We start from the raw sequence: 25,501 nt of genomic DNA, 5'->3' as shown, positions 1-25,501 counted from the left end.
ATACCCTCCTTTTTTGATTATTCTGATTTATCTTTATATGAATTGTATTATAACAGATATATAAAGTCAACAACTGTTATATAATTATTTTGTTTTTTTAAATAAAAAAACTGTGTCCAAACCTTGGGCTTGGACACAGTAGAACAAAGTAGTTTAACTGAATAGATTGATCGTTGTAATAATGATTGGTATAGAGAATACATCAATTAAGAAGGCTCCAACAATTGGAACGACTAAGAACGCTTTTTGGGAAGGACCGAATTTATTGACAATTGCGCTCATATTGGCAATCGCATTTGGCGTCGCCCCAAGGCCATGTCCGACAAATCCAGCGACCATTACGGCCGCGTCATAATCTTTGCCCAGCAATCTGAAGAGAATGAAGATAGTGAACAAAGAAATGAAAATTACTTGAATAAGCACGATAAGAATTAGCGGAAGTGCGAGGTCCGCAATTTCCCAAAGCTTGATGCTCATAAGTGCCATCGACAAAAAGATGCTGAGCGATATATCTCCGATCAGTGAAATGCTATTCATTTGAACGATGTTTCCGTCAATACGGTCCAAGACGTTCCGGACAATAACAGCAACAAACATAGCACACACATAATCAGGAAGAGAAAAGTCCGTCAAGCTCGTAAACAGATTGCCGAGATAAGAGCCTGCGGCCATGCATAAAGTAATAATAAACACTTGCATCATAAAGGATCGAGAGGTGATCGGCTTCTCCTCTTGTTCTTCTAAGTCGGAAGGGAGATCCAATTGGGATTCTGAAGGCTTCAGGTTATGTTTATTGATGAGATATTTGACAATTGGACCGCCAACCAGCCCGCCAGCGACTAATCCCAGCGTGGCAGCAGCTAATCCGATAGATAGAGCCGAGTCGATGCCCAGGTTTTCAATAGTTGTCCCGAATGCTGTCGCTCCGCCATGGCCCCCCTCCATCGAAACAGCACCGACCATTGCGCCGATGAGCGGATGAATATCAAGCAATTTAGCTAAGGACACACCAATAACGTTTTGCATAAGAGCTAAAAAGCCGCATGAAACCCAGTAAATAACCAGGAGCTTTCCTCCAAGCTTAATCAGTCCAAAGCTCGCACCCAAGCCGACTGTTGTAAAGAAAGTAATCATGAACAGCCCTTGAAGGGAAGTATCTAAAGTGATATGGAGAAGGTTCGTGCTTTTCAGGATGGTTGCAATGATAGCGAATATGAGCCCGCCAACTACCGGGGCAGGTATACAGAATCTGTCCAGAATCGTTAGTTTTCTATTTAAGTATGTTCCAAGCATAAAGACAGCTACTGCTAGGAAGATAGTAGTCTCTTGGTTGATTTCAACTGTCATAATGTCACTCCTTGTTATGTTTGTATCTTGTTGTAATGGTGCAGCACTTCTGCGACCAGATAGGCGGCAAGCCGGATCGTCCGGTCTCCTTCGTCATAGATCGGATTTACTTCTGAAATGTCGAAGCTGAGCAGGTTGTTTTTCGCCACTATATATTTTAACAGAATTTTGACGGTTTTTGGTTCTAAACCGAAAGGAGACGGGGCACTGACACCAGGTGCTGCGTCGGCACGAATGGAATCTGTGCATAAAGTTAAAATAACATAGTCGTATTGAGCAGCAAACCGGTCAATTTCCCTAAACGTATTCAAGAAGTCATTAGCCGCTACATCTTCTTCATAGATATAAGTGCAGCCTAACTGGTCAGCTGCTTCAAACAGTGCTTTTGTATTTCCTAATTCTTGAATGCCGATACATAAGTAGCCTGCCTGCTCGTCCTCTTCAAGAATTTGTCTGAACATCGTGCCGGAAGAAGGAAGAGGATCCTGGCGCATATCGAAGTGGGCATCAATATTGATAATTCCCAAGGAAGCATGAGGCCCGATGTGTTTTCTCGCACCTAAATAATGGCCATACAGCGTTTCATGGCCGCCTCCTAAAATAATCGGGACACAAGAGTGGCGATATAGCTTGCTGATATGGCTGCCGAGTTCTTCCTGGGCTTTTTCCAGCTGGTTTCCGTCACAAGCGATATTGCCGGTGTCGATGAGTTTTTTATCAAAAGTGTACGGAAGATTCGACAAAAATCGTCTAATTTTATTTGGAGCCAAAGCCGCTCCTAATCTTCCTTTATTGCGTCGCACGCCTTCTTCGCACTCAAATCCGACGAGGCCAAAAGCGCTTTCATTTTCATTTAATTGTTCGATGTTTTTTAACGTTACTATTTGATGGAGACGAAAAGCGCTCCGGTCGCTTTCACTGTCAATTCTGCCGCTCCAGTGCTGTTGATCTGCTAAAGTATAAATCATAATCACCTCATAACTGCATAATCATTCGATTTGAAAATTGCTTATCTTTTTATTATAAAGCAGGCCGATATATAATGACTAATATAGAAAAAGTATATTTCTATAGTTTTTAGCTATAACAGGAGGAAGATGGAAATCAGACAACTTTATTATTTCATTGCTATTGCAGAAAAACGTACATTTACCGAAGCGGCTTCTGCTCTTCACATTTCCCAGCCGTCTTTAAGCACCGCTATCAAAAAGCTTGAAAATGAGCTGGGCTTAACTTTATTGGATCGCAGCAATAGAGAGGTGCAGCTGACAAAGGAAGGGGAAATCTTCTATCAGAAAGCCAAAAAGCTTATCGATCATTTTGAACATGTCACTGATGAAATGAAAAGACTGAGAGAAAACGGTCCGATGGAATTGTCACTTGGGATGATTGAATCAGCAAAGTACTGGGTGCCGAAAGTGCTGTCTCTCTTTAAAGCCGAGCATAACGACGTCAGAATTCAGCTGATGGATATATTAAGTCTGACCGATGTAGAAAAAGCGCTAAACAATTTTGAGATCCATGCAGCGATTACTAATCAATATATTGACAATGAGGAAATCGAAGCGATACCTATTTATGAAGAAAGATTAGTCGCGCTTTTGCCTGGAAATCACCCGTTAAAAAATGCTTCGTCTCTCGTTATAGAGGACTTGAATGAGGAGCCTTTTATTATATGCAAGGAAGGGTTTCAAACCCGTATAGATATTTTGAATGCTTTTAAAAAATCCGGGGTTAAGCCGAATATTCAGTTTGAAGTTGAACGCTTTGAAATATCCTGCCGGCTCGTGGAGGAGGGAATGGGCGCAACGATCCTTCCTGAAAACTATGTCAAGTTCGACAGGCAGGCGTCCTTTCATGTGAAGACGTTAGAAGATCCGAACTTATCGCGAATGGTGTATCTGGCGTTTAATAAAAACAGCTATTTGCCGCCGCTTGTGCTGCGCTTTATGTCCTTAGTCAATGCCTTTTTTAATGGGAAAGTGAACGCTCTCTAACAGGCAAACAAATGGAACAGGTAACACAGACCTGGTAAATAAGATTGATTTTGTTAAAATGAAAAAGAGTACATAGTAGGGTTATTTTCCTATTTTAAATAAAAACGACAATATCACCCATTTTTTGAAACTTTTCGATGGTTGATTCGTATAGAATAGAGAGAAGACAGATTACTTAGGAGGTAAAGAAATGAAAAAATGGGCAAGCTGGATGGCAGCTGGAGTTTTAACACTCGGTCTTGCTGCTTGCGGGGAAACGGCAAAACCAACGCCGGAAACGCCAAAAGAAGAAACGAGCAAAATGACACTTGGAGAAGTATTTAACAAGACGATGGAAGTGTCTAAAGAAACAAAAAGCTTGAGCGCAGCGATGGATATGAAGCAAAAAATGACCTATTCACAAGAAGATAAGTCTATGACAACTTCCATGAAAATGGACATGGACGTGACAATGGAGCCAATTGCTGTCTATCAAAAAGGAACAATGACGGTGGCTGGAGACGGAGCAGAGCAGATGGAGCCGATGCCGGTTGAGTCTTATATGACAGAGCAAGGCTTTTATATGAAGGAGCCTGAAGGCGGCCAATGGATGAAGCTGCCGAAGGAAATGTATGACCAAATCATGAAAATGTCTCAGCAGCAGGCAAAGCCTGAAGAGCAGCTGAAGCAGCTAGAGCAATTTAAAGATGACTTTAAATTCGAGCAGACAGCAGATAGCTATGTGTTAAAGCTTGATGCTTCCGGAGAGAAATTCAATAAGTTAATTGAATCACAAATGTCCCAAATGATGCAGGGGGCCGAAGCTGAAGAAGCCCAGGCATCGCTGAAAGAAATGATGGACGCTATGAAAATAGAAAAAGTGAATTATACGATTTATGTAGACAAAAAGACTTTCGAGACAACAAAAATGGATATAAATATGGATATGGCCATGGATATTGAAGGCAACGAAATGAAAACCTCCCAAGTAATGAATGTCGTGTACAAGGACTACAACAAAGTTGAGCCGATTAAAGTGCCAGATGATGTTGTAAAAAATGCTCAGGAAGTACCGATGCCAGAGATGGAATAATCCGGTTGTCCCCGCTTGTATAAGCGGGGACTTCTTTATTTGATGGGTCCGTGATTGATGCGGCTCAGCCCTTCATTGGCTTGGAATATCTTCCCGCGGACATCTGTGATGCCAAAGCCATTTAAGCGTTTCGTGTGCTTCGTCAAATAGTTTTTCGCATCCTCTATAGCTTCAAACAAATAAATGCCGCCGGCTTCATGTGTTTCTGCATTCTCTGTCCAAATTTTCCAAATCAGTCCTTTTTCTTCGTTGATGCTTCTGGCCAAATCGGAAAAGGCCGCCTCCATCTCCGCTCCGAATGGTCCCGCATGATGAAAATCAACTTGTAATATGTAAGCCATCTCGATTCTCCTTTCTTTGCTTGCTTTTATAATAGCCGAAAAGAGCGATCAATATAAAGGGAGAAGATCCAATGGGCGTGAGGAGGCGTTTGCTTTCGATTCAGGGAATGCTGTTCATTCCAGTCAGCATGGCAGGCGGTCGAGGGGAAGTGTTAAAATAAAAGGAGGCATCAACAGAGAAAGGAGATCGGGATGAAAGGGTTCTTTGTCATGGCCGGAGGGTTTGCGGGGGCGATAAGCAGATATGGATTCGGTGAATGGATCGATCCGGTGCATGGCTTCCCTCTAGGAACGTTGCTTATTAATCTTATCGGCTGTTTTTTGCTAGGCTGGTTTCTGACCTATGTAAGCTGCAGCCCAAGAGTTAAGCCTGAGATCGTGTTAATGATTGGTACAGGATTTATCGGTTCGTTTACTACTTTTTCAACCTTTTCTGTGGAAACGATCCGCTTGGTGCAAGCAGGCAGTGTATTACCGGCTGTGCTTTATGTTTTACTCAGCACGCTTGCCGGCCTGCTGCTGGCTGAGGCGGGGCGCAGATGGGCATTATCGGGCGGAAAAGAAGGAGGCAAAGAATGATCTGGCTAATTGGGATTGGCGGAGCTTTAGGAGCGGGAGCAAGGTTTTGGCTTGGCGGGCTGTTCAATAACAGATCCCTATTCCCTATTGGAACATGGCTGGCGAATATGACAGGAGCCCTCCTGCTCGGCTGGCTGACCAGCCTTTATCTAGCGGAAAATATAAGCGACGAGCTATGGTTCTTCGCTGGTGCCGGATTTTGCGGGGCGTACACCACCTTTTCTACATTTAGTTATGAAACCATCACGCTTATTCAAGAGGGAAAGCTTACTGCCGCTGTTATCTACCTAACTGTTTCAGTCACAGTCGGCTGCTTGGCTGCCGCACTTGGCATGCTGCTATAAAAGAAAAAAGTGTCAAAAAATCAAAACATTCTTATAATTTATTGACGTTTGATGCAGCGTCCTCTAAAATGAGAAGCAAGTTGTTTTGACATTGTGAATCAAACTGATAAATCTACGGGACTTCCTGCAAGAAGCCATTAGTAGATCCAGCCAGTTAACGCCAAACATACAAAGGGGGTTAACTGGCTTTTTTTCGTTCCTGAAACAAATAAAGAAGGAAAGGATGATAATATGGAGGTCACTTTGTTAATGGATGAAACGGAGCTGCAATCCAGTCGTTATGTATGCATTCTTACCGATAATGAGCTTTACAATCTGGCGATTATTCATACGGGCCAATTTTGCGGAAAAAGTCTTGTTCTTTCCATTTTAAATGCAAGAATGGTTGTGATGTCTCAGGAAGACATTGAAGATACAGAGTATTGGGCTGGAAAACTTGGAATTGCTGATGAGGATGTCAAGGAAATCCAGTCATTCTTTTATACAATCTTGGGGAATCAGGCGTCTGTTGGTGCTTCTTACTGACCGATTGTTGATCTATAGCGAAAAACCGGTTCAAAAGAGCCGGTTTTTTGTTTGCAAAATCATGACGTCCTGACAGTTGGTATTAGACAGATGGGCGGTTTGGCTTTTATAATAGAAGTTAAAATATTGAAAATATTATGAATAAAAGGAGGGTTTGATGGAATCACTGGCAGCAGAATCAAAGCATGTAACAGCAGAAAGGAAGTATGGGCTGCTGACAGCAGTCTTCTTCTGCAGCGGACTCTTTATTGTTTCAGCCTTATTCGTGACGATCCCGCTGCATCCATTATTCGCGGCAGACTTTCAGCTTACAGCGGAACGAGCGGCCTTGGCATCAAGTATCTGTTCCTTTTGCTATGCGTTTGGCACAGTATGCTTTGCGCCTCTTTCTGATCGTTATGGACGAAAGCGCATGATTTTATTAGGCATGATCTCTTTGATCATCGTCTCACCGGTGATCGGCTTGTTAAAGAGCTACGAGGCCATTCTTCTCGTTCGCGGGCTTCAAGGGTTTGTGGCCGCCTCATTTGCACCGACGGCCCTTACATTTATTACAGAGCTGTATCCTCAGCGGAAGCGCGCGACAGCCATCGGCTTTATCAGCGCGGGCTTCTTGATGGCAGGCATCATCGGCCAGGTATACAGCAGCACGGTCGCTGCTCTTTTCGGCTGGAATTTTGTGTTTTACATACTCGGTCCGGTATACGCTTTTGCAGCACTGGCATTTTATGTTGTTATTCCACAAGACTCAGCTTATGCGTCCGAGGGCAGAAGGTCGATCATTGGCGCATTTGCCGTTGTGTTATCCCAGCGCTTCTTTCGGTTTTGTTACTTTATTACGGCGCTGCTGTTATTAAGCTTTGTCGGGATGTATACCATTCTTGAAAGCTATTTGCAAGAGACCTATGCGCTCGAAGCCGTGCACATTTTGCTGGTGAGATCAGCAGGAATTCTCGGTATGCTGCTTGCACCGTTTGGCGGCCGTCTCGTTTCTCGTTTTGGCGTGCTGCCGTTAATGCGTACAGGTTTGGCTTTAGCGGCTCTGGGTCTTTCTTGCATTGGTATCTTTGAGAATATCCTCCTGATAACGTTAATGAGTGTGATTTTTACAGCGGGAATTTCTGTCACCGTTCCGGCCCTTGTGTCATTGCTCGGACAGTCTGGAGGAGATGAAAAATCATCAGCCATGTCCCTTTATTCCTTTTTCCTATTTATCGGATCGACTCTCGGCCCGGTCATGGCCGTTGTATTCATGAAAACAGGCAGCCACCTATTTGCGTTTACAATCATGTCTGCCTTCTTGGCCGTTGGTTTTTTGACCACATTTCCGCTCGCTAAGCAAGCAGCGACTTAACAACAGAAACAAACAAGTTCGCGCAGGTGATGCATAAAGCCTGCGCGAACTGTTTTTCGAGGTGAGTATTTTGATTAAGATCAAGTTAGTAGTCCCCCGCAAGGGATATATTAAAGATGCGTTTAAAAGATTTGAAGAATTTGAACAGCTTGAGGAGAGAGAGAATCAGAACGACCATATGCCGAAAATTGAATTAGAAGAAGTCATAGTCGCTGCCGATAAAATTCCCCAGCTAGAAATGGATGCTGACGTGATTATATCAAGGGGATTAATGACGAAGCTTTTAAAAGAGCGTAATGAATTTATGCCAATCGTTGATATTCCAGTGCAGGGAATTGATTTGATCCGCTGTTTGTCCGATTGTAAAGAACGTTTTGGGAAAAGAAAAGTCGCGGTCATTGGGGCGCTTAATATGATCTATGGTGTAGAAAGCTTGGCTGATATTGTCGATTTGCCCATTCAATCTTATATTCTCGAAGATATTGAGAAATCAGCGGCTTTGGTTGACTTAGCTGCCAGTGAAGGCTGTGAGATTGTAGTCAGCGGATTAAGTACGACTGAATATGCGAAGAAACTCGGTCTAGGGACCGCAATCGTGGAAACTGGAAAGGAATCTTTTCGGCAGGCTTTAATGGAGGCAAAGAGACTGGCACTTGTAAGTTTAAGAGAGCAGGAAAAAGCCCAGCGCTACCAAACCATTCTGAATCATGCCTACGAAGGAATCATCGCGATTGATTTAAGAGGGAAAATCTCTGTGTTTAGCAAAGCAGCCCGAGAGATGCTGGTGATCCCGGAAGAAAATTTAATAGGATGCTCCATCACGGAGGTATTACAAAAAGGAAAGTTCAGGGATTTATTGCTGAGTGAAGGCGAGTATCGGGAAGAGATCGTTTCTTACCAGTCTGTTCAGCTATCTGTGAAGAAGGTCGGGATTTTCTTGAAAGGAAATAAAGTAGGAAACATGGTTGCGTTTCAAGATGTGACCGGCATTCAAGAGATGGAAGGCAAGATCCGGAAAAAAATTTATTCCCGCGGGCATGTAGCTAAATATACATTTGCAGATATTCTGTTCGGCAGTACAGCCATCGAAAAAACAATTGAAACGGCTAAACGCTACAGTGAAGTAGATTCCAATATTTTGATTATTGGAGAAACAGGAACGGGAAAGGAAATCTTTGCTCAGAGCATTCATAATCACAGCAAGCGAAAGAGCAATCCGTTTGTAGCGATTAACTGTGCCGCCCTTCCGGAGGATTTATTGGAAAGTGAGTTATTTGGCTATGCGGAAGGAGCTTTTACAGGGGCAATGAAAGGCGGGAAACAAGGTTTTTTTGAGTTGGCTCACAGAGGAACTATTTTTCTAGATGAAATTGGGGAAGTTTCACCCAAGCTCCAAAGCCGGCTGCTCCGTGTACTGCAGGAAAGAGAAATTATGCGTATTGGGGATGACAGAATTATTCCTGTTGATGTGCGAATTATAGCTGCTACTAATAAAAACCTTATAAACATGGTTAAATCAGGAGGGTTTCGGGCAGATCTTTACTATCGCTTGAGTGTATTGGATTTAAAACTGCCGCCGCTTCGGGCACGCAGAGAGGATATACCCATGCTGGCAGACGCTTTTATTCAAAAGATGTTGCCAATGATTGGCGGTAAGGTGATGACCGAGGCGGCGAGCCGGAAGCTAAGCGAGGCTAACTGGGAAGGAAATGTCCGCCAGTTACAAAATTTTTGCGAACGATTAACGGTGCTTTGCAGAGGAAAGGTCATTGATGTATGCGATATTGAAAAGCATTTACCGGAGACTCAGGGAAAGGAGGACATACAAGTAAAAAGTCCCTTATCAGGAATGGTACAGGCGTCGGCTATTTCTGAACGTGAACAGGTTGTGCAGGTGCTGAGAAGCTGTCATTACAATAAAGGAAAAGCGGCAGCTGAATTGGGGATGAGCCGCACGACATTGTGGAGGAAAATGAAGCGCTGGAACATTGAAATAGAATGAAACAATTTGAAACAAAATGTTTCAATTGGAAACACTTTGTTAACAGATAGGGCCAGCAAGGGTCGAGAGAAAACAGCAATACCAATAAAAAGATTATATTCTGAATATTGGCATAATTATTGCAGATATATACAAAGAGTGTTCACACTAAGAATAGTCATTTGGAAATGAAAGAGGGGAAGTTATGAGCTGCCTGGTATATATTCCGCAAGATATTGAGGCAGAAGGAAAGAACTATTTACTAGAGAGAGGATACGAGTTAAGAATAGGTTCAGATTTATCGCAAAAAACCTTAATGAACGAAATACGAGACTGTGAAGCTTTGCTGACGAGATCCATGGCGGCTATCAGCAAAGAGGTGATCGCAGCAGGCAGAAGATTGAAAGTGATTGCCAAATACGGGGTAGGCTTGGATAACATTAATGTAAGAGCGGCCACTGAAAGAGGCATTTATGTCACCAATACTCCGGAGGCTAATGCGAATACAGTAGCTGAACATGTCATGGCCTTCATTTTAGCTCTATCTAAACAATTGATGGCAGCTGATAAAGAACTAAGGAAAGGAAACTATGAAGTCCGCCATCAGCTCTTAAGCATGGATCTGGAAGGAAAAACGTTAGGTGTTATCGGTCTAGGCAGAATTGGGAGGCTGTTGGCGCAAAAGGCGGGAAAAGGTTTTGGGATGCGGGTGATCGGATATGATCCTTATTTAACTGCAAATCCGGATAGGGATATAGAATTTGCCGCTGATATCGAGCGGGTATTCAGGCATTCTGATGTGATCAGTCTTCACCTCCCTTTAACAGAAGCAACAAAAGGAGCAATAGGAAGCCGGGAGTTTGCCTGGATGAAATCTTCTGCTTATTTTGTTAACGCTTCCAGAGGGGAGATTGTGAAGGAAAAAGATTTAGTCGAAGCGTTGAAAACAGGAGCAATTGCCGGAGCGGGAATTGATGTGTTTGAGGAGGAACCTCCTAGTGAGAATAACCCTCTTTTTCAACTAGAAAATGTCATTGTCAGCCCCCATAGTGCAGCTTTGACAACAGAAGCTTCTGCCCGTATGGCTATTCATGCAGCAATGCAAGTGGATCAGGTGTTAAGGGGAAGGCGGCCTGAGTGGGCTGTGAATGAGCCGCAGAACAGGGAGAAGATGAATGGGACCGGCAAATTAATGAAGAGGCTGTAAGAAGGAGTAATGTTTAATTTTCATAGTGCACTAGAGATAGAAATAGGAGGAGCATGTATAAAGGTTAGCGGAGATCAAGCTGTTGTGAACGTTATGGTCAAAGAAAGAGCGGAAAAAGCTTTTTATGTACCAGGAGAAAGTTATTTTGGGATCAGGGACGCATTATATAAGCATTCCGCAATAGTGAGTTCATCTCGGCGCGCCACGCCACGAAGGCCAGACTGGCCATTTAGAGAAAAACTTTTAGGAGGTTTACTCATGTTAAAGCCTTATCTAGTCGTAGAGTGGAATGATACTGAAACAGATGCGAAAGGGTGGCTTGTTGTTCATAATTTTGTGAAAGGCTATACTGGCGGCGGAACAAGAATGCACCCGACAGTGACAAAAGAAGAAGTGGAGCGACTGGCTGAAGCAATGGCCTATAAATATGTAGCCTGCGAATGTGGAACAACCGGCGGATGCAAAGCGGGAATTGCCTATGATTATAAGGCACCCGATGCTTATGCTGTATTAAGAAGGTTTTTAATCGCCATGATGCCTTATATTGACATTGGCGTTTCGTTAGGCAGTGATTTAGGCACTAAATATGAAGATATTCTCAAAGTATTTAATGAATTCGGCATAGATATACCATTGACAAAGTCCATGAAGAAAAACCCTGATGTTCTGCAGGGAATGAAGGATTTCGATGAATTGCTGACAAAGCGGATTGATGGTCTGTTGTTAAATGATGCAGTCACAGGTTACGGTGTAGCTTTTTCAGCAGACGAAGCGTGGCGGTTCAAAAACGGAAGACCGGGAGCGAGAGTTGTCATTCAAGGGTTTGGCTGTGTAGGAGCAAGCTGTGCCCTAAAGCTGTCCCAGCTAGGCTACAAAGTTGTTGGAATCTCTGACGCAAACTTGCTGGTCACATGTGACGAAGGGCTTGACATACAAAAACTGATTGACCATAAAAATGTCTATGGAGAAATGGACCCTAATCACTTTGAAACGCACTATACTGTGAGACCGAATACGGAATGGCTTGATGTGGATTGTGATATTTTAATCCCTTCAGCGCTAGAGGATGTTATTAACAAGTCTAATGCTGATAGGGTAAAGGCAAGTTTACTTGTGGAAGCTGCCAATATTCCCGTTTCTGCTGAAGGAGATGAAATGATTAAACGGAGAGGAATCGATGTAGTCAATGACTTTGTCGCTAACCTAGGGGCTATCCGGTTTTATGATGCCGTGATCTTTGGACTGGTGAAGCCGACTCCAGATGCTGTAATAAACGATATTGAAAAGCTGTGCAGAAAAAATACACGCCGGCTCTTTGTAGAAGCCAAAAAGCAAAAGAAGTACCAGAGAGAGATCGCTCATAAAATTTTTAAGCCTACAATCAATGATTTACTGGAGTATAAAGAGCCAACTGAGGCAGAAGTTGCACAAAAGTAAAGTTAAATATCAGAATAATTGAAATGTTACGAACGAAATGAGCGAACGGTGAGAAACGGAGGGAGTTTCATGCAAAAAGGGCAAGAAAACCAGCCGCGAGAACTGCAGCGGTCAATGAAGAGCCGGCATTTATTCATGCTTTCGCTTGGTGGGATTATTGGAACAGGGCTTTTTCTAGGTTCAGGTTATGCAATAGGGGAAGCCGGTCCTGCGGGAGCCATTCTCGCTTACTTAGTCGGCGGATTACTAATGTATCTGGTAATGATGTGTCTCGGGGAATTATCAGTCGTAATGCCAGTTTCTGGTTCTTTTCAAGCCCATGCAGCGAGATTTATCGGCCCGGCTACAGGATTTGTGATCGGTTGGACTTACTGGATGAGTTGGGCTCTTTATGTAGGTCTGGAATTTATAGCGGCCGGGTTGCTCATGGCTAGATGGTTTCCGGATACGCCTGTATGGGTGTGGTGTGCTGTTTTTGCCTTGATCTTATTTGCAATAAACGCGTTGACAACAAGAAGCTTTGCAGAAACGGAATATTGGTTTGCAGGCATCAAGGTGCTTACCGTTATTTTATTTATCATTATCGGTGGAGCAGCAATGTTTGGGCTTCTTCCCATGAAAGAGCAATCCGCCCCGTATTTCTCTAACTTTATCGGTGATGGCTTATTTCCTACAGGATTTACAGGGATTTTTATTTCAATGATGACTGTTGTATACGCCTTTCAAGGTTCTGAGATTATGGGGGTAGCAGCGGGAGAAACGGAAAATCCAGAAAAAAGCATTCCAAGAGCGATCCGAAGCATTGTGATCCGTGTGCTGCTTTTTTACATTTTGGCGACCTTTGTTTTATCGGCTATTGTGCCATGGAAAGAAGCAGGGGTACTGGAAAGCCCATTTGTCACTGTATTTGAAATGATTGGCATTCCGTATGCAGCGGATATTATGAATTTTGTCATCCTGACGGCTGTTCTCTCTGTTGGGAATACGGGGTTATTTGCTTGTACGAGAATTCTCTTTTCACTCTCACAAACAGGCATGGCCCCTGCCTCATTAGGAAAACTTAACAAGCGTGGAGTCCCTATGAATGCTTTGTTAATCACCCTCGTTTTTGCCTTGTTGTCTCTGCTTACTAGTGTGGTGGCAGAAGAAACATTATTTGTGGTCATGCTTGCGATTAGCGGAGTGGGCGGAGTACTTACTTGGATGGCGATTGCGTTTGCCCAGTATAGATTTCGCAAGCAATATGTCAAAGAAGGGGGAAAGATAGCGGATTTGAAGTTCAAGGTTCCTTTTTTTCCATTCGTGCCGATTCTTTGTCTCATCATGTGCATAGGCATTTTCGTGTTTACGGCATATGATCCGACGCAGCGTACTTCGCTCTATTGGGGCTTTGGTTTCATTGCTGCTTGTTATCTTTTTTATTATTTAAAATATACAAGGCGAAAGGTAGAGACTCCCGTTTTAACGACTGTGGCGGAGCAGTCGGATAAATTAGTTCCATAGAAATAAAGAAAACAGGACGCAGGAGAAGAAAGTATGCGTTATTTAAATTACATCAATGGTCAGTGGAAAGAGCCGTCCAGCGGGTTTATCTAGATCGGATGTAGTCGGCCAAATATAAAGGCAAAGGAGAGGGGTTTTCGCTATGACAGCACCAGAAAAGTTGCAATTTAATTCTACGCAGCCTTATTCGCGTTATGTAGATCCGGCGGTATTTATAGAAGAAAGAGAAAAGATTTTTGCGAGAAATTGGATCTTTATCGGGCATCTAAGTCAGCTTAAAAAGCCAGGAGATTTTTTGACGATGGATGTTGCTGGAGAACCGATCATTGTGACCCATGATAAAGAGGGAGAATTAGGAGCTTTTTACAACATTTGTCCGCATCGCGGGATGAAGGTGGAGCAAAGCGATCACGGCAATAAAAAAGTTCTGCAATGCAAATACCATGGCTGGACGTTTAAGTTGGATGGAAGCGTCAATCGAGCGCCTAACTTTAGAACGACTGAGCTTGGACAGCATAGCTGTATGAAATCTATTCGGCTGGAAGTGCATCATTCTTTAGTTTTCGTGAATTTAGATAAAAACGCGTCCTCTCTTTCAGAAGAGTATAAGGAGTTTCTAGAAGAGATGGAGAAATACTCCTTTTTTGATTCAGTGAAGCTAGTAAGGGAAACGCGCCGTGTAGTAAAAGCAAACTGGAAGGCAGTTGTTGATAATTATTTGGAGTGCGATCATTGTGCGATTGCTCATCCAGGGTTTGCTAAATCTTATGATCTATCCAATTTCTGTACTGCTATACATGAGAAATTTACTCATCAGTACATGGCAGCCAGTAAAGGGACCGATGAAAGCGAACTTGCCCGCTTTTATTGGATTTGGCCAAACATGATGATTAATGTCTATCCGGGGGATGGCAACGTCAATACGATTCAAGTTATTCCATTGGATGAGAACACTTCACTTGGCATTTATCGCGATTACTCGTTAGAAGAAACGATTACGCCAGAGAAAGAAGAGTATTTTAAATTTGTTGATCAAGTCCGCCGGGAGGATTTTGAATTAGTGGAAGAATTGCAGAAAGGGCTAAGTTCAAGAGCGTTTACCAATGGGATTTTCTCCCCTACCGAAAACGCAGAAGAATATTTTCATGAACTTGTTGAAGAGGCTTTGAAAGCTGAATAGCCCTAGGAACACAGCATTGTTGTCAGCTCAAGGATGAAAACGAACATAGAGGACATGTATGCAACTGGATTTGTCGAAGTACCGACCACTGTCAGCAACAGGAAAGCCTTAGGCGAAAGGACAGCTGTTTCACAGTACGTTCGTTATGGGGGAACAAAAAAGAAGGATAAGAAAGTTTGATAACGCAGTATATCTTCTGCGTTATTTTTTATTTTCATAAATTAAGGAAGATATCCATTCAAATTTTCTGAAAAATCAATTAAGATAAAGGGGAGGGGACAAATTAAAAGGACCGGGGGATGAGAGAAATGAATGTACCACTTGTCGTCACGCAATTTCTTGATCGGGCTGTCACTTATTATGGAGAGAAAACAGCGGTAATTACACCGACTGGCTCACTTACGTATAAAGAATTATTTGCAAGAGTGCAGCAGCTGTCACGCGGCTTAAGGGCAGAAGGGGTTCAAAAAGGAGACAAGGTAGCTTATTTAGCTCCTAATTCCCTTGAAATGCTGGAAGGGTTTTATGGTGTGTTCCAGCTTGGAGCTGTCATGGTTCCGCTTAATATTCGCCTGAAGCCAGATGATTATTTATTTATTCTTAACCATAGCGAGTCAAAAATTTTGTTTGTGGATGATGAACTGTACACACTTATTGAACCGATAAAAGCCAAATTAACAACAGTTGAACAAATTATTGTTCATGACAAGAAAGAAAGCTGCCCGGAACTTGGCTATGATCAGTGGCTTGCTCATTTTTCTGACATCGCTTTCGAGCGGGAGGAGGTTGAAGAAGATGATCTCGCCAGCCTTTTATATACAAGCGGAACGACAGGCAATCCAAAAGGAGTCATGCTTACACACCGCAATAATTACTTGCATGCGCTGTCTTCCATGCATGCCATTCGCGTATCGGACCGGGATGTTTATTTGCATGTGCTGCCAATGTTTCATGTCAATGGCTGGGGAGCGCCCTTTTATTACACGGCAAATGGAGCCACGCATATTTGCTTAAAGAAAGCAGATCCAAAAACGATTTTCGAAGCGGTTGCTGCCCATAACGTGACGGTCATGCATATGGCTCCTACTGTCTTAAATAGCCTGCTGCAATATCATGAACAGCATAAACCTGACATTCCTCAAAAACTGCGCGTTGTGATTGCCGGATCAGCTCCGCCGCCAGCCTTTGTTGCCCGTGTGGAGGAAGAGCTTGGCTGGGAGTTCTTGCAGGTTTACGGCATGACCGAATCTTCGCCGCTCAGTACATATTCGGTTATTCGCCCGCAATGCGATGAATTGCCTTTAAAGGAAAGGTATCGAATGAAAGCAAAAGCGGGGTTTGCGATGATCGGCAATGAAGTGCGTGTCGTGGATGAATGGGGAAAGGAGGTGCCTCATGATGGACGGGCGATTGGTGAATTAATCGTTCGCAGCAATGGGGTAATGAAAGGATATTGGAAAAACGAACAAGCAACGATGGAAGCCATCCGGGATGGCTGGCTGCATACAGGGGACATGGCTACTGTTGATGAATATGGAAATGTCGATATTGTTGACAGAAAGAAGGATGTAATTATTAGCGGCGGTGAAAATATTTCCTCAATTGAAGTAGAAGGGGTATTGTATGAGCATAGTGATGTGTTAGAAGCGGCTGTTGTAGCTGTTCCCCATGAAAAGTGGGGGGAAACACCGCACGCTTTCGTAGTGAAACGCCCTGCTTCCAATATAAGCGAGCAAGAATTAATCGATTTCTCAAGAAGCCGTCTCGCTCATTTCAAAGCGATCACAGGGGTAACGTTTGTGGAGGAACTGCCCAAAACGGCCTCAGGGAAAATTCAAAAGGTTCATTTGCGAAACGAGTATTGGAATGCTGAAGGCAAAGCTGGACGATTTGTCAATTAAATGCAAGAGCAAACAGAGAGAAAGGGGCTGGATCAGGTCCTTTCTCTTTATTTTGATGGTAAAAATTTTCCTGTTATTGTAGCTTTATAGTATGGAAGAATATTTTATCGTTTTTAAACAGACGTGAAAGCGTTAGAATCTGAGTGGACGCTTGCGGGATATTGGGAGCCTTGACACTGAAACAGGAAAGGAGGATAAAGTGAAAATACTGTACAACTTGCCTGAAAAGAATGCGAGTGCACATAGAAAGCTTATGGAGGACGGCTGGGTGCCGCTGAAGGAGCCTAAACAGATGGTGAGTGCCATTTTATGGTCTATTCCCTTTATGATCGTGGCTGTGCTCATCTCTATTGGCAGCCTGCATGTCTTTTCAACCGTTTCCTTGAGCGAGTTTGGCCTGACGGCAGGTTCATTCTCGATGACGATTAAATTCAGCACAGTTTTTGAAATAGCTTTGCTGTTGCTCCTTCATGAATTTCTTCATTTGCTGTTCATTCCCCATTTTATTCGATCAGACAAAACAGCTATTGGACTTACCTGGTCCGGCGGGTTTGTGATAACTGAAGAAGAACTTGCAAGGTCAAGGTATCTGCTTATTACTATGGCGCCTTTCCTAGTCATTTCATTCATTGTTCCGCTCTTAGGGGGCGCGCTTGGATGGCTCACGCCTTTATTAAAATTTTTCATCCTATTAAATGCTATGGGCTCATCAGTGGACTGGCTGAATTTTTTCCTTGTCATCAAGCAGGTGCCAAAAACAGCTGTTTTGAAAAGCGATGGGCCGAACACGTATTGGAAGAAAACAAGGTGAAGAAATCCAGGGACATTTAAAAGAATGGACAGCCCCCTCCCGCTGCCGCGGAGGACGGCTTCCTTGTCGGAAAGACCTTTTGCTGACAATGACCTTCTTTATATAAGCTTTAACGATTGATTTCGTTCTGGATGACAAAAGAGATTGAATATTAAAAATAAAGTGACAAGTGCGAGCTTTTTTTGCCAGTTTTTGTTCATTTTTTGATACAGTAGAGAGTAAGTACATAACAAGGGAGAGATGAAGAATGGAAAAAGCAGAACAGCAAACGCTATTTAAAGAAGTCATGGGGAACTATCCGACGGGTGTGACAGTTGTTACCGGGGTAACGGAGGATGGAACGCCGGTTGGTTTGACAGTCAATTCCTTTGCCTCTGTGTCACTTGATCCGCTGATGGTGTTATGGTCTATTGATCATAGAGTATCAACAATCAAAGCGTTCACGGAAGGCGGCAAGTTTGCTATCCATGTCCTTGCAGGAGAGCAGCAGGAGCTATGCCAAACATTTGCAACGAAAGGGGTAGATCGTTTCAGTCAATGCAAATGGGAAATGTCCGAAAACGGGCTGCCAATCATTGAAGGGGCGTTCGGCGTATTCGAATGTGAAACATTTAAGGCGATTGAAGCAGGTGATCATACGGTCTTGATCGGCAATGTGACCAACATTCGCCTGGATAAAGAAAAAGATCCGATGCTGTATCATCGTCGCTGCTTTGGTCCAATTCCTGCTGAATTTTATACAGAATAATGCTGCTTTGTCCGCTGCCTGTCTGCAGCGGACTGTTTGTTTGAGAAGAGCAAATTGACACACTAGCGGGAGGAGTTATACAATAAATCTCGAAATCGAGATATTATATAGGAAGGAATGATAAGAATGGAAGCAGCTGATCAGCAAGATCTGTCTTTAAAGCTATTCGTTGTGCTTTCTAGAGCAGTGCAGACGATCACGAAACGAGTAGAAGAAGATATTAAGAAATACGGATTAAATCCAACGGAATTCGCGGTGCTTGAGTTATTGTTTAATAAAGGAGATCAGCCTATACAAAAAATCGGCGAAAAAATATTGCTCGCAAGCAGCAGCATTACATACGTCGTTGATAAATTAGAAAAGAAGCAGCTGCTGGCGCGTAAGCCATGCCCGGAAGATCGCAGGGTGACCTATGCAGTCATCACTCCAGAAGGCAAGCAGCTGATGGCGAGCATCTTCCCCCATCACAAAGCAGCAATAGAAGAAATATTCGGAGGCTTGGATGCGGAGGAGAAAGAACTGATGATTACACAGCTGAAAAAGCTGGGTTTTTATGCAAAAGGACTGTGAATAAAAAAGGAGAATGTGCATAAATGCACACGTTTCGCGCGTAAAAGGGGCTTTTGCGCGCATAAATAGGCGCATTTCGCTCATAAAGCACATAGATTCGCTTATAAACCACTCTTTGCCGCCCATCAGGAATAATTCCCCTCCATTTCATGAGTCTGGATTTTCAGAAAAAACTATCATCTCTTGAATCTCTCGTTTCCCCCTTATAATAGGAACAATTAAAGGGTGGATAGGAGAAGGGAGAGATGAAATGAAAAACGTTGGACTGATTTTGTTCGGTTCATTTTTAGTAGGGGTAGCTTATAATTTCTTTCTCATTCCGCATGAGATATTAAGCAGCGGATTGAGCGGGGTAGCGATTATGTTTGGTCTGATCACTCCTTTAAATACGGGCGTAGTAAACCTTCTTTTAAATTTGCCGCTGCTCGTCATTGGCTTAATGAAGCTCGGGAAACGTTTTATCAGTTATACGATTTTGTCGGTGCTGGCCATTTCATTTAGTCTCTATGCTATTCCGATTATTAAAGTGTCAACAGAGCCGATCTTGTCTGCTGTATTCGGCGGGGTGATAACCGGAGCCGGCATTGGCTTGATTTTTCGCGCTTCCGGATCATCAGGCGGATTTGATATTCTTGCCATGCTGTTGACAAAGAAAAAGGATTTTCCAATTGGTACTATTTTAACAGCCATGAATGCTGTCGTTGTCCTTGCTTCCGGTTTTATTTTCAGCTGGGATGCGGCTCTTAATACAATGATCACCATTTATGCGACCGGGAAAGTGATCGATATGATTCATACCAACCATGTGAAACTGACTGTCATGATCATTACATCTAAAGGGGAAGAAGTGAAGGAGAAGCTTCTCTCCAATTTGTATCGGGGCATTACGGTAATGAACGGTGAAGGAGCCTACACAGGTGAAGGACGTGCGGTGCTTGTTACCGTTATTACCCGCTATCAGCTTACGGATGTAAAGAAAATGATTCATGAAGTCGATCCTCAGGCATTTGTGAATGTCACTCAAACGGTGGAAGTCGTCGGTTCATTTCACCGCGCCTCTTAAAAAAAGCAAGCCTTTTCCATTTGGAGAAGGCCTATTTTTATTGGTCAACTTTTCTTGGTTCGATTAAATCCCCGCAATACTGCCGAATGAGCCGTGAAGCTTTTGTTTGGCTGATTCCGAGATCCCCGGCTACTTTTCTTGATGATTTATGTGTTTGATAGGCTCTTCTAATGAAGGTGCGCTTTGTTTCCTCTAAAGCTTGATCCAATGTATGCGGCAGGGAGAGTCTGGTAATCGGACCGGCATTTTCAGTGATCATATCCGGCAGATCGGTTGCTTGAATCACCGAATCGCTAATCACGACCAGTCGCTCAAGTAAATTTTCCAGCTGCCGCACGTTGCCCGGCCAATCATAATGAATCAATATATTCAGGCATTCTTCAGAAATCACTTTGTTCGTGTGGTACTTTTCGTTAAATTTATTTAAAAAATTATAGGTTAAGGGAATGATATCTTCTCTTCGCTCCCGCAGCGGCGGAAGCTGGATGTCAATCACGTTAAGCCGGTAAAACAAGTCCTCTCGGAATTTTTTATCCTTGACCATATTTACTAGGTTTTGGTTTGTGGCGGCAATAATCCGGATGTTGACTTTTTTTGTTTCACTGCCGCCAACTGGGATAAATTGTTTGTCCTGAATGACCTGCAGCAGCTTTGCCTGCAAAGAGAGAGGCATTTCCCCAATCTCATCGAGAAAGACGGTGCCGCTGTCGGCTGCTTCAATTAAGCCGGGTTTTCCAGATTTGCTTGCACCGGTAAATGCGCCCTTGGCGTAGCCGAACAGCTCTGATTCGAGCAGCTCTTCCGGGATAGCTGCGCAATTAATCGTCAAAAACGGCCCGTTTTTCCGCCGGCTGATTTGATGAACAAAATGAGCGAGCACTCCTTTGCCTGTGCCGGACTCCCCCTCGATCAAAATGGTCGAATCGGTAGGTGCCACTTTTTCACAGAAAGAGATAATTTGTTTGATTTTTTCGCTGTTCGTTACAATCCGTTCAGCTTCTTCTTTAAGGTGAGTTGTATTTGACTCATTAGCCTCTTCTTTTGCTTTGACCATTTTATACGTCTGCGCTTCGGTCGATGTAATCACAACAAGCTCAATATCTCCCGCTTCATTTAAAAGAGGAACCGCAGAGGTAAGCAGCTCCGCGCCAATGTACGTTTGTTGCTTTAGATAACAAGGCTTTTTTCTCCTATACACCTCTGGAACGATAGAAGGCTTCCAATAGCCTTTCTCAAATAATTCTACATTATATTTGCCGATGACATCTGTCGGCTTTAACCCGTAATGGCGTTCGCATGCTTGGTTGACATAAAGAATTCTTTTTTCGCCATCAAGAACGAAGATTTCATCAGAAGAATGATCCAGAATTTTTAATAACGTTTGCAGTGTCATTTCTACACTGCTTTCTTCGTTCGGCTGCTTCATATATGCTCCTCCTTTTTTAAAAAAGTGAGTCATTTTTGACTATGCACTCTCTATATTGAGTTAAATATAACTCAATTAACGGATAATTAGAAAGAATTTTCGGTATATTTTTATTATTTTCGCTATTTTTCTGCCTTGGCATCTTAATTGCATACAGAATAAGCAAACCTAAGCGTGTTTGAAGATAAGAGGCATATTTCATATCAGAGGGGGAATGGCGATGGAGCAGCCTACAGTATTTGATATTACGATTATCGGCGGAGGACCAGTCGGATTGTTTACCGCTTTTTATGCAGGGATGCGCCAGGCATCGGTAAAGGTGATTGAAAGTCTTCCGCAGCTTGGCGGCCAATTATCGGCTTTATATCCCGAAAAATATATTTACGATATCGCCGGCTTTCCGAAGGTGCGGGCTCAGGAGCTTGTCGATCAATTAACGGAGCAAATGAACCAATTTGAAACAGCGGTGTGTCTTGGGGAGTCCGTAGAGAGCATTGTACGGACAACTGATGGTGTACTGGCTATCACAACAAACCAGAAAACCCATTATGCTAAAGCGGTGATTATTACGGCTGGCAATGGAGCCTTTCAGCCGCGCAAGCTGAAGATAGAAGGAGAAGAAAAGTTTGAAAACACGAATCTTCACTATTTTGTTCGCGACTTAAGTCAATTTACAGGAAAGAAGGTGGTCGTGTTCGGCGGTGGAGACTCTGCGGTTGACTGGGCCTTAATGCTGGAACCGGTTGCTGAAAAAGTGACCCTGATTCATCGCCGGGATACATTCCGTGCCCATGAGCACAGTGTCGAGCAGCTGAAACAGTCCAGCGTGCGTATTTTAACTCCCTATGTGCCGGCTGGGCTTGCAGGCGAAGAAAGAGTTGAAGCAGTCATTGTGAAGGAAGCAAAGACTGGCGAACCGCTTGAACTAGAGGTTGATGATGTACTGGTTAACTATGGATTTGTTTCTTCACTCGGTCCAATTAAAGAGTGGGGGCTTGAAATCGATGGCCATTCCATTGTGGTGAACTCCCGGATGGAAACAAGCATTGAAGGAATTTACGCGGCTGGTGATAGTTGTACTTATGAAGGAAAAGTGAAACTGATAGCGAGCGGCTTTGGGGAAGCGCCAACCGCTGTCAGCAACGCCAAAGTGTATATTGACCCGCAAGCGAAAGTGCAGCCGCTTCATAGCACAAGCGTCATGGGAGAAAAAAGCAAAAGCGCTCCATCGGTCTGACAGCTGAAAGTCAAGCAGACTAGCAATAAGAGGAGAGAAAGGAGATAGGCGGTGGCTAAATATACAATTGTAGATCAAGAAACCTGCATTGCTTGCGGTGCCTGCGGAGCAACAGCGCCGGATCTGTTTGATTATGACTTTGAAGGGCTGGCTTTTGCTAGTCTGGATGATAACGAAGGAGCAGCAAAGGTGCCGGCTGAATTAGAAATGGATTTAGAGGATGCGCTTGATGGCTGTCCGACAGACTCCATTAAAGTGGCAGAACAGCCTTTTACTCCAAAAGAAGCGTTAGGCCGTTAAAGCGGCAAATCAGTAAACTTGCAAAGGGGAATGAATAATGGCTTATAATAAAGTAGAGAATGCGACAAATCGGACATTTGAAAGAACGATGACTTACGATCTGTATACAGACCCAAAAGTCTTGGATAAGGAAATGGATTTGATTTTCTCAAAGTCCTGGCAGCTTGTGGGGCATGTCAGTCAATTGGAGAAACCGGGCTCTTTCTTTACAACTGAAGTAGCTAAAGAGCCTATTATCGTTATCCGCGGTCAGGATGAAGTCATCCGCGCTTTTTACAATGTCTGTCCGCACCGTGCGACAAAACTTGAAAAGAGTGAGGCCGGCAAGAAGAAAATTCTTCAATGCGGCTATCATGGCTGGACCTTTAAATTGGACGGAAAATTAAACAAAGCGCCAAACTTTAGGGGGGAAGATGCGGCTTGTGTGCAAGATGCTTGTTTGCGCCCGGTTCGCATGGAAATCTTGGAATCTTTAATTTTTGTGAATCTGGATGACCAGGCAAAGCCGCTTAGTGAGTCTTACGGGGATTTCTTTGAAAGGCTCAGCAAGTTTCCGTTTCTGGGCAAATTAAAGCGAACCCATCAAAAAACAAGAATCATTCAAGCGAACTGGAAGGCATTTATTGATAATTATTTAGAATGTGATCATTGCCATGTGGCGCACCCTAGCTTCGTCGCCGCCTTGGATATGGATGATTATCAAATTATCACTTGTGAGAACTACTCCATTCAGGGAACGATCGTCAAGCCTGATAAAAACTACGGGTCTGTTGATTTAAATCAAGCAGAAATGCAAGGGGGGTCTTTCTACTGGTTGTGGCCGAATTTAATGGTGACGATTTATCCCGGTCCAGGAAATATGGCTACTATTCAAATGCTTCCAATCGATCATGAGAACACGCTAGCCGTCTATACTTATTATTTCCGTGATGAGAATTTAACCCAAGAGGAAAAAGACTTGGTCGCTTTTGCTGAGCAGGTCCGCCAGGAGGACGTAGAACTCGTGGAGTTGGAGCAAATTGGCTTCCGTTCCCGCGCATTTAAAAAAGGGGTTTATTCTTCTTCTGAAAAGGCAATTGTTCAATTTCATGAAATGGTGCTGGAGGCTCTCAATGAGTAGATTAGCGAATCAAGCGAAGTCCATCAAACAATTTCTTTTCATCAATGGTACAAAAATAGAAGCGCCAGCCTACGCACCGCTTTACTCTCCTTATTCCGGGGAAGAGATCGCTCAAATTGCCATGGCGGACCGCCATCTGACGAAGCAAGCTATCACAGCTGCTTATCATGCGTGTAAAGTGATTGGAAAAATGCCTGCCTATCAGCGGGCTGAAATTTTAGAACGGGTGGCGGCCTTGTTAAAGGAAAGAGCGGATGAAGCTGCTGAAATCATTTCCCGAGAATCTGCCAAGCCTATTATGTTTGCGCAGGCAGAAGTAGCAAGAACGATTGAGACGTATAAGTTCTCGGCGGAAGAAGCGAAAAGAATTCATGGCGAAACGATTCCTTTTGACGCAGCTGCCGGAGGCGCTGGCCGGATCGGTTATACCGTCAGAGAGCCGATCGGTGTTATCGGCGCGATTACGCCGTTCAACTTTCCGCTTAACCTGGTGGCCCATAAAGTCGGTCCGGCTGTCGCAGCAGGCAATACAATTGTATTAAAGCCTGCTTCACAAACACCTTTGTCTGCTCTTTTCATTGCCGAGATCTTTGCAGAAGCGGGGCTTCCGGCAGGCGTGCTCAATGTGGTGACAGGACCCGGCGGGACAGTAGGCGATGCCATTGTGGAAGATGAGCGTGTCAGCATGATTACATTTACGGGCAGCCCCAGTGTCGGTATCAGCATCCGCAAGAAAGCCGGGCTGAAGAAGACAACGCTGGAGCTCGGTTCTAACTCGGCGCTGATTATTGATAAAAGCGTGAAAATTGATGAAATCATTGATCGCTGTATTATGGGGGCTTTTTCTAACCAAGGCCAAGTCTGCATTTCTCTTCAGCGTGTATATGCCCACCGGGAAATATATGAGGAGTTCGTCGAGAAATTTACCAAGGCGGCTAAACAGCTTAAAGCAGGGGACCCGCTTGATCCAGAAACGTATATTTCCGCTTTGATCGCTAAAGGGGAAGCTGACCGTTTACTGGAATGGATGGAAGAAACGAAAGCAAGTGATGCCCAGATCATTACGGGAGGCAAGCTGAAAAACGGCATTTTGGAGCCAACTATCATTACGGGTGCAGATCGTAAGTTAAAGGTATCGTGTCAAGAGGCATTCGCCCCGGTTGTTGTAGTAAATCAAATAGACAGTATCGAAGAAGCGGTTGAACAGGTGAATGATTCCCGCTATGGACTGCAGGCAGGAATCTATACAAATGATATTAAGACTGCTTTATACGCATCGCAAGAACTGCAAGTAGGCGGTGTCATCATCAATGATGTCCCAACCTACCGCGTTGACCAAATGCCATACGGAGGCGTTAAGGAAAGCGGAACAGGACGCGAAGGCATTAAATATGCAGTGGAAGAAATGACTGAAATGAAGCTGGTCGTTTGGAATCAAAGTTGAAAAACGAGGGAGAT

At 43.7% G+C, this 25,501-nt stretch carries 24 protein-coding genes; 20 read left to right on the top strand and 4 right to left on the bottom strand.

The annotated features are described in order from the left end of the window. Positions 1-153: 153 nt before the first annotated feature. A complete protein-coding gene (gltS, locus tag BBA02S_RS05455) occupies positions 154-1,347 on the bottom strand; it encodes a sodium/glutamate symporter (RefSeq protein ID WP_041094610.1) in 1,194 nt (397 codons plus the stop codon). A gap of 14 nt (positions 1,348-1,361) precedes the next feature. Beyond that, positions 1,362-2,315 carry a formimidoylglutamase gene (hutG, locus tag BBA02S_RS05450; RefSeq protein WP_041094608.1) on the bottom strand — a complete coding sequence of 318 codons (954 nt, stop codon included), beginning with the start codon at positions 2,313-2,315 and terminating at the stop codon, positions 1,362-1,364. A gap of 129 nt (positions 2,316-2,444) precedes the next feature. Here hutG and BBA02S_RS05445 point away from each other — a divergent pair, with 129 nt between their 5' ends. Beyond that, positions 2,445-3,344, top strand: coding sequence for a LysR family transcriptional regulator (locus tag BBA02S_RS05445; protein WP_041094606.1), 900 nt, complete (start codon positions 2,445-2,447; stop codon positions 3,342-3,344). Between the two features lie 190 nt (positions 3,345-3,534). Beyond that, on the top strand, positions 3,535-4,416 hold the full coding sequence (locus BBA02S_RS05440; RefSeq protein WP_041094604.1) for a DUF6612 family protein: 882 nt from the start codon (positions 3,535-3,537) through the stop codon (positions 4,414-4,416). A gap of 35 nt (positions 4,417-4,451) precedes the next feature. Here the strand turns inward: BBA02S_RS05440 and BBA02S_RS05435 are convergent, their stop codons facing one another. Then, positions 4,452-4,757 (bottom strand): monooxygenase, encoded by a 306-nt coding sequence (locus BBA02S_RS05435; protein WP_041094602.1) that lies wholly within the window; start codon positions 4,755-4,757, stop codon positions 4,452-4,454. Positions 4,758-4,949: 192 nt separating this feature from the next. On the opposite strand from BBA02S_RS05435, the gene crcB (BBA02S_RS05430) reads away from it, so the two are divergent. The 14 genes from crcB (BBA02S_RS05430) to BBA02S_RS05365 all read left to right on the top strand — a co-directional run bounded on the left by crcB (BBA02S_RS05430) (position 4,950) and on the right by BBA02S_RS05365 (position 19,960). After that, positions 4,950-5,336, top strand: a complete 387-nt coding sequence (gene crcB, locus BBA02S_RS05430; protein WP_041094600.1) for a fluoride efflux transporter CrcB — start codon at positions 4,950-4,952, stop codon at positions 5,334-5,336. Further along, positions 5,333-5,680 (top strand): fluoride efflux transporter CrcB, encoded by a 348-nt coding sequence (gene crcB / locus BBA02S_RS05425; RefSeq protein WP_041094598.1) that lies wholly within the window; start codon positions 5,333-5,335, stop codon positions 5,678-5,680. Before crcB (BBA02S_RS05430) ends, crcB (BBA02S_RS05425) begins: the two co-directional genes overlap by 4 nt. A gap of 231 nt (positions 5,681-5,911) precedes the next feature. Continuing rightward, positions 5,912-6,205, top strand: coding sequence for an SAV0927 family protein (locus BBA02S_RS05420; RefSeq protein ID WP_041094596.1), 294 nt, complete (start codon positions 5,912-5,914; stop codon positions 6,203-6,205). 157 nt (positions 6,206-6,362) lie between these two features. Next, a complete protein-coding gene (locus BBA02S_RS05415; protein ID WP_041113489.1) occupies positions 6,363-7,559 on the top strand; it encodes an MFS transporter in 1,197 nt (398 codons plus the stop codon). A gap of 70 nt (positions 7,560-7,629) precedes the next feature. Continuing rightward, positions 7,630-9,561 carry a sigma-54-dependent Fis family transcriptional regulator gene (locus tag BBA02S_RS05410; protein WP_041113490.1) on the top strand — a complete coding sequence of 644 codons (1,932 nt, stop codon included), beginning with the start codon at positions 7,630-7,632 and terminating at the stop codon, positions 9,559-9,561. Positions 9,562-9,745: 184 nt separating this feature from the next. Continuing rightward, complete coding sequence (locus BBA02S_RS05405) at positions 9,746-10,747, top strand: hydroxyacid dehydrogenase (protein WP_041113491.1); 1,002 nt, start codon at positions 9,746-9,748, stop codon at positions 10,745-10,747. A 258-nt stretch (positions 10,748-11,005) separates the two neighbouring features. Then, positions 11,006-12,184 carry a Glu/Leu/Phe/Val family dehydrogenase gene (locus BBA02S_RS05400; protein ID WP_041113492.1) on the top strand — a complete coding sequence of 393 codons (1,179 nt, stop codon included), beginning with the start codon at positions 11,006-11,008 and terminating at the stop codon, positions 12,182-12,184. A gap of 69 nt (positions 12,185-12,253) precedes the next feature. Then, positions 12,254-13,687 (top strand): amino acid permease, encoded by a 1,434-nt coding sequence (locus BBA02S_RS05395; RefSeq protein WP_041094586.1) that lies wholly within the window; start codon positions 12,254-12,256, stop codon positions 13,685-13,687. A 142-nt stretch (positions 13,688-13,829) separates the two neighbouring features. Then, complete coding sequence (locus tag BBA02S_RS05390; RefSeq protein WP_041094584.1) at positions 13,830-14,867, top strand: aromatic ring-hydroxylating oxygenase subunit alpha; 1,038 nt, start codon at positions 13,830-13,832, stop codon at positions 14,865-14,867. Positions 14,868-15,175: 308 nt separating this feature from the next. After that, entirely contained in the window at positions 15,176-16,768 is a 1,593-nt protein-coding gene (locus BBA02S_RS05385; protein WP_041113493.1) for a long-chain-fatty-acid--CoA ligase, read from the top strand. Between the two features lie 199 nt (positions 16,769-16,967). Continuing rightward, on the top strand, positions 16,968-17,579 hold the full coding sequence (locus tag BBA02S_RS05380) for a DUF3267 domain-containing protein (protein WP_041113494.1): 612 nt from the start codon (positions 16,968-16,970) through the stop codon (positions 17,577-17,579). Positions 17,580-17,826: 247 nt separating this feature from the next. Further along, a complete protein-coding gene (locus tag BBA02S_RS05375) occupies positions 17,827-18,327 on the top strand; it encodes a flavin reductase family protein (protein WP_041094578.1) in 501 nt (166 codons plus the stop codon). A 126-nt stretch (positions 18,328-18,453) separates the two neighbouring features. Beyond that, the gene (locus tag BBA02S_RS05370) at positions 18,454-18,897 is read left to right on the top strand and encodes a MarR family winged helix-turn-helix transcriptional regulator (protein ID WP_041113495.1); all 444 of its coding nucleotides are present in this window, start codon (positions 18,454-18,456) and stop codon (positions 18,895-18,897) included. Positions 18,898-19,147: 250 nt separating this feature from the next. Continuing rightward, a complete protein-coding gene (locus BBA02S_RS05365; RefSeq protein ID WP_041094574.1) occupies positions 19,148-19,960 on the top strand; it encodes a YitT family protein in 813 nt (270 codons plus the stop codon). A gap of 37 nt (positions 19,961-19,997) precedes the next feature. Here BBA02S_RS05365 and BBA02S_RS05360 read toward each other — a convergent pair whose 3' ends face one another. Next, complete coding sequence (locus tag BBA02S_RS05360; protein WP_041113496.1) at positions 19,998-21,386, bottom strand: sigma-54 interaction domain-containing protein; 1,389 nt, start codon at positions 21,384-21,386, stop codon at positions 19,998-20,000. Positions 21,387-21,606: 220 nt separating this feature from the next. Between BBA02S_RS05360 and BBA02S_RS05355 the strand changes: the two genes are divergently transcribed. From BBA02S_RS05355 to BBA02S_RS05340, 4 genes are read left to right on the top strand one after another with little or no spacing between them, the layout of a single operon-like run. Beyond that, positions 21,607-22,623 carry an NAD(P)/FAD-dependent oxidoreductase gene (locus BBA02S_RS05355; RefSeq protein WP_041094570.1) on the top strand — a complete coding sequence of 339 codons (1,017 nt, stop codon included), beginning with the start codon at positions 21,607-21,609 and terminating at the stop codon, positions 22,621-22,623. 51 nt (positions 22,624-22,674) lie between these two features. After that, a complete protein-coding gene (locus BBA02S_RS05350; RefSeq protein ID WP_041094568.1) occupies positions 22,675-22,923 on the top strand; it encodes a ferredoxin in 249 nt (82 codons plus the stop codon). A gap of 37 nt (positions 22,924-22,960) precedes the next feature. Continuing rightward, on the top strand, positions 22,961-24,043 hold the full coding sequence (locus BBA02S_RS05345; protein WP_041113497.1) for an aromatic ring-hydroxylating oxygenase subunit alpha: 1,083 nt from the start codon (positions 22,961-22,963) through the stop codon (positions 24,041-24,043). Further along, positions 24,036-25,487: an aldehyde dehydrogenase family protein gene (locus BBA02S_RS05340; RefSeq protein ID WP_041094564.1), complete on the top strand. Its 1,452-nt coding sequence runs from the start codon at positions 24,036-24,038 to the stop codon at positions 25,485-25,487. Before BBA02S_RS05345 ends, BBA02S_RS05340 begins: the two co-directional genes overlap by 8 nt. The last annotated feature ends 14 nt before the right edge of the window (positions 25,488-25,501 follow it).

This window comes from Bacillus badius NBRC 15713, assembly GCF_001591605.1.
GTDB lineage: Bacteria > Bacillota > Bacilli > Bacillales > Domibacillaceae > Pseudobacillus > Pseudobacillus badius.
The sequence above is the reverse complement of the archived record's forward strand: the minus strand, read 5'-3'. Positions and strand labels throughout refer to the sequence as shown.

What these genes read in the sequence shown, in the direction of transcription:
- gltS (WP_041094610.1), bottom strand. Translation starts at nt 1,347, where the DNA reads ATGACAGTTGAAATCAACCAAGAGACTACTATCTTCCTAGCAGTAGCT.
- hutG (WP_041094608.1), bottom strand. Translation starts at nt 2,315, where the DNA reads ATGATTTATACTTTAGCAGATCAACAGCACTGGAGCGGCAGAATTGAC.
- BBA02S_RS05445 (WP_041094606.1), top strand. Translation starts at nt 2,445, where the DNA reads ATGGAAATCAGACAACTTTATTATTTCATTGCTATTGCAGAAAAACGT.
- BBA02S_RS05440 (WP_041094604.1), top strand. Translation starts at nt 3,535, where the DNA reads ATGAAAAAATGGGCAAGCTGGATGGCAGCTGGAGTTTTAACACTCGGT.
- BBA02S_RS05435 (WP_041094602.1), bottom strand. Translation starts at nt 4,757, where the DNA reads ATGGCTTACATATTACAAGTTGATTTTCATCATGCGGGACCATTCGGA.
- crcB (WP_041094600.1), top strand. Translation starts at nt 4,950, where the DNA reads ATGAAAGGGTTCTTTGTCATGGCCGGAGGGTTTGCGGGGGCGATAAGC.
- crcB (WP_041094598.1), top strand. Translation starts at nt 5,333, where the DNA reads ATGATCTGGCTAATTGGGATTGGCGGAGCTTTAGGAGCGGGAGCAAGG.
- BBA02S_RS05420 (WP_041094596.1), top strand. Translation starts at nt 5,912, where the DNA reads ATGGAGGTCACTTTGTTAATGGATGAAACGGAGCTGCAATCCAGTCGT.
- BBA02S_RS05415 (WP_041113489.1), top strand. Translation starts at nt 6,363, where the DNA reads ATGGAATCACTGGCAGCAGAATCAAAGCATGTAACAGCAGAAAGGAAG.
- BBA02S_RS05405 (WP_041113491.1), top strand. Translation starts at nt 9,746, where the DNA reads ATGAGCTGCCTGGTATATATTCCGCAAGATATTGAGGCAGAAGGAAAG.
- BBA02S_RS05400 (WP_041113492.1), top strand. Translation starts at nt 11,006, where the DNA reads ATGTTAAAGCCTTATCTAGTCGTAGAGTGGAATGATACTGAAACAGAT.
- BBA02S_RS05395 (WP_041094586.1), top strand. Translation starts at nt 12,254, where the DNA reads ATGCAAAAAGGGCAAGAAAACCAGCCGCGAGAACTGCAGCGGTCAATG.
- BBA02S_RS05390 (WP_041094584.1), top strand. Translation starts at nt 13,830, where the DNA reads ATGACAGCACCAGAAAAGTTGCAATTTAATTCTACGCAGCCTTATTCG.
- BBA02S_RS05385 (WP_041113493.1), top strand. Translation starts at nt 15,176, where the DNA reads ATGAATGTACCACTTGTCGTCACGCAATTTCTTGATCGGGCTGTCACT.
- BBA02S_RS05375 (WP_041094578.1), top strand. Translation starts at nt 17,827, where the DNA reads ATGGAAAAAGCAGAACAGCAAACGCTATTTAAAGAAGTCATGGGGAAC.
- BBA02S_RS05370 (WP_041113495.1), top strand. Translation starts at nt 18,454, where the DNA reads ATGGAAGCAGCTGATCAGCAAGATCTGTCTTTAAAGCTATTCGTTGTG.
- BBA02S_RS05365 (WP_041094574.1), top strand. Translation starts at nt 19,148, where the DNA reads ATGAAAAACGTTGGACTGATTTTGTTCGGTTCATTTTTAGTAGGGGTA.
- BBA02S_RS05360 (WP_041113496.1), bottom strand. Translation starts at nt 21,386, where the DNA reads ATGAAGCAGCCGAACGAAGAAAGCAGTGTAGAAATGACACTGCAAACG.
- BBA02S_RS05355 (WP_041094570.1), top strand. Translation starts at nt 21,607, where the DNA reads ATGGAGCAGCCTACAGTATTTGATATTACGATTATCGGCGGAGGACCA.
- BBA02S_RS05345 (WP_041113497.1), top strand. Translation starts at nt 22,961, where the DNA reads ATGGCTTATAATAAAGTAGAGAATGCGACAAATCGGACATTTGAAAGA.
- BBA02S_RS05340 (WP_041094564.1), top strand. Translation starts at nt 24,036, where the DNA reads ATGAGTAGATTAGCGAATCAAGCGAAGTCCATCAAACAATTTCTTTTC.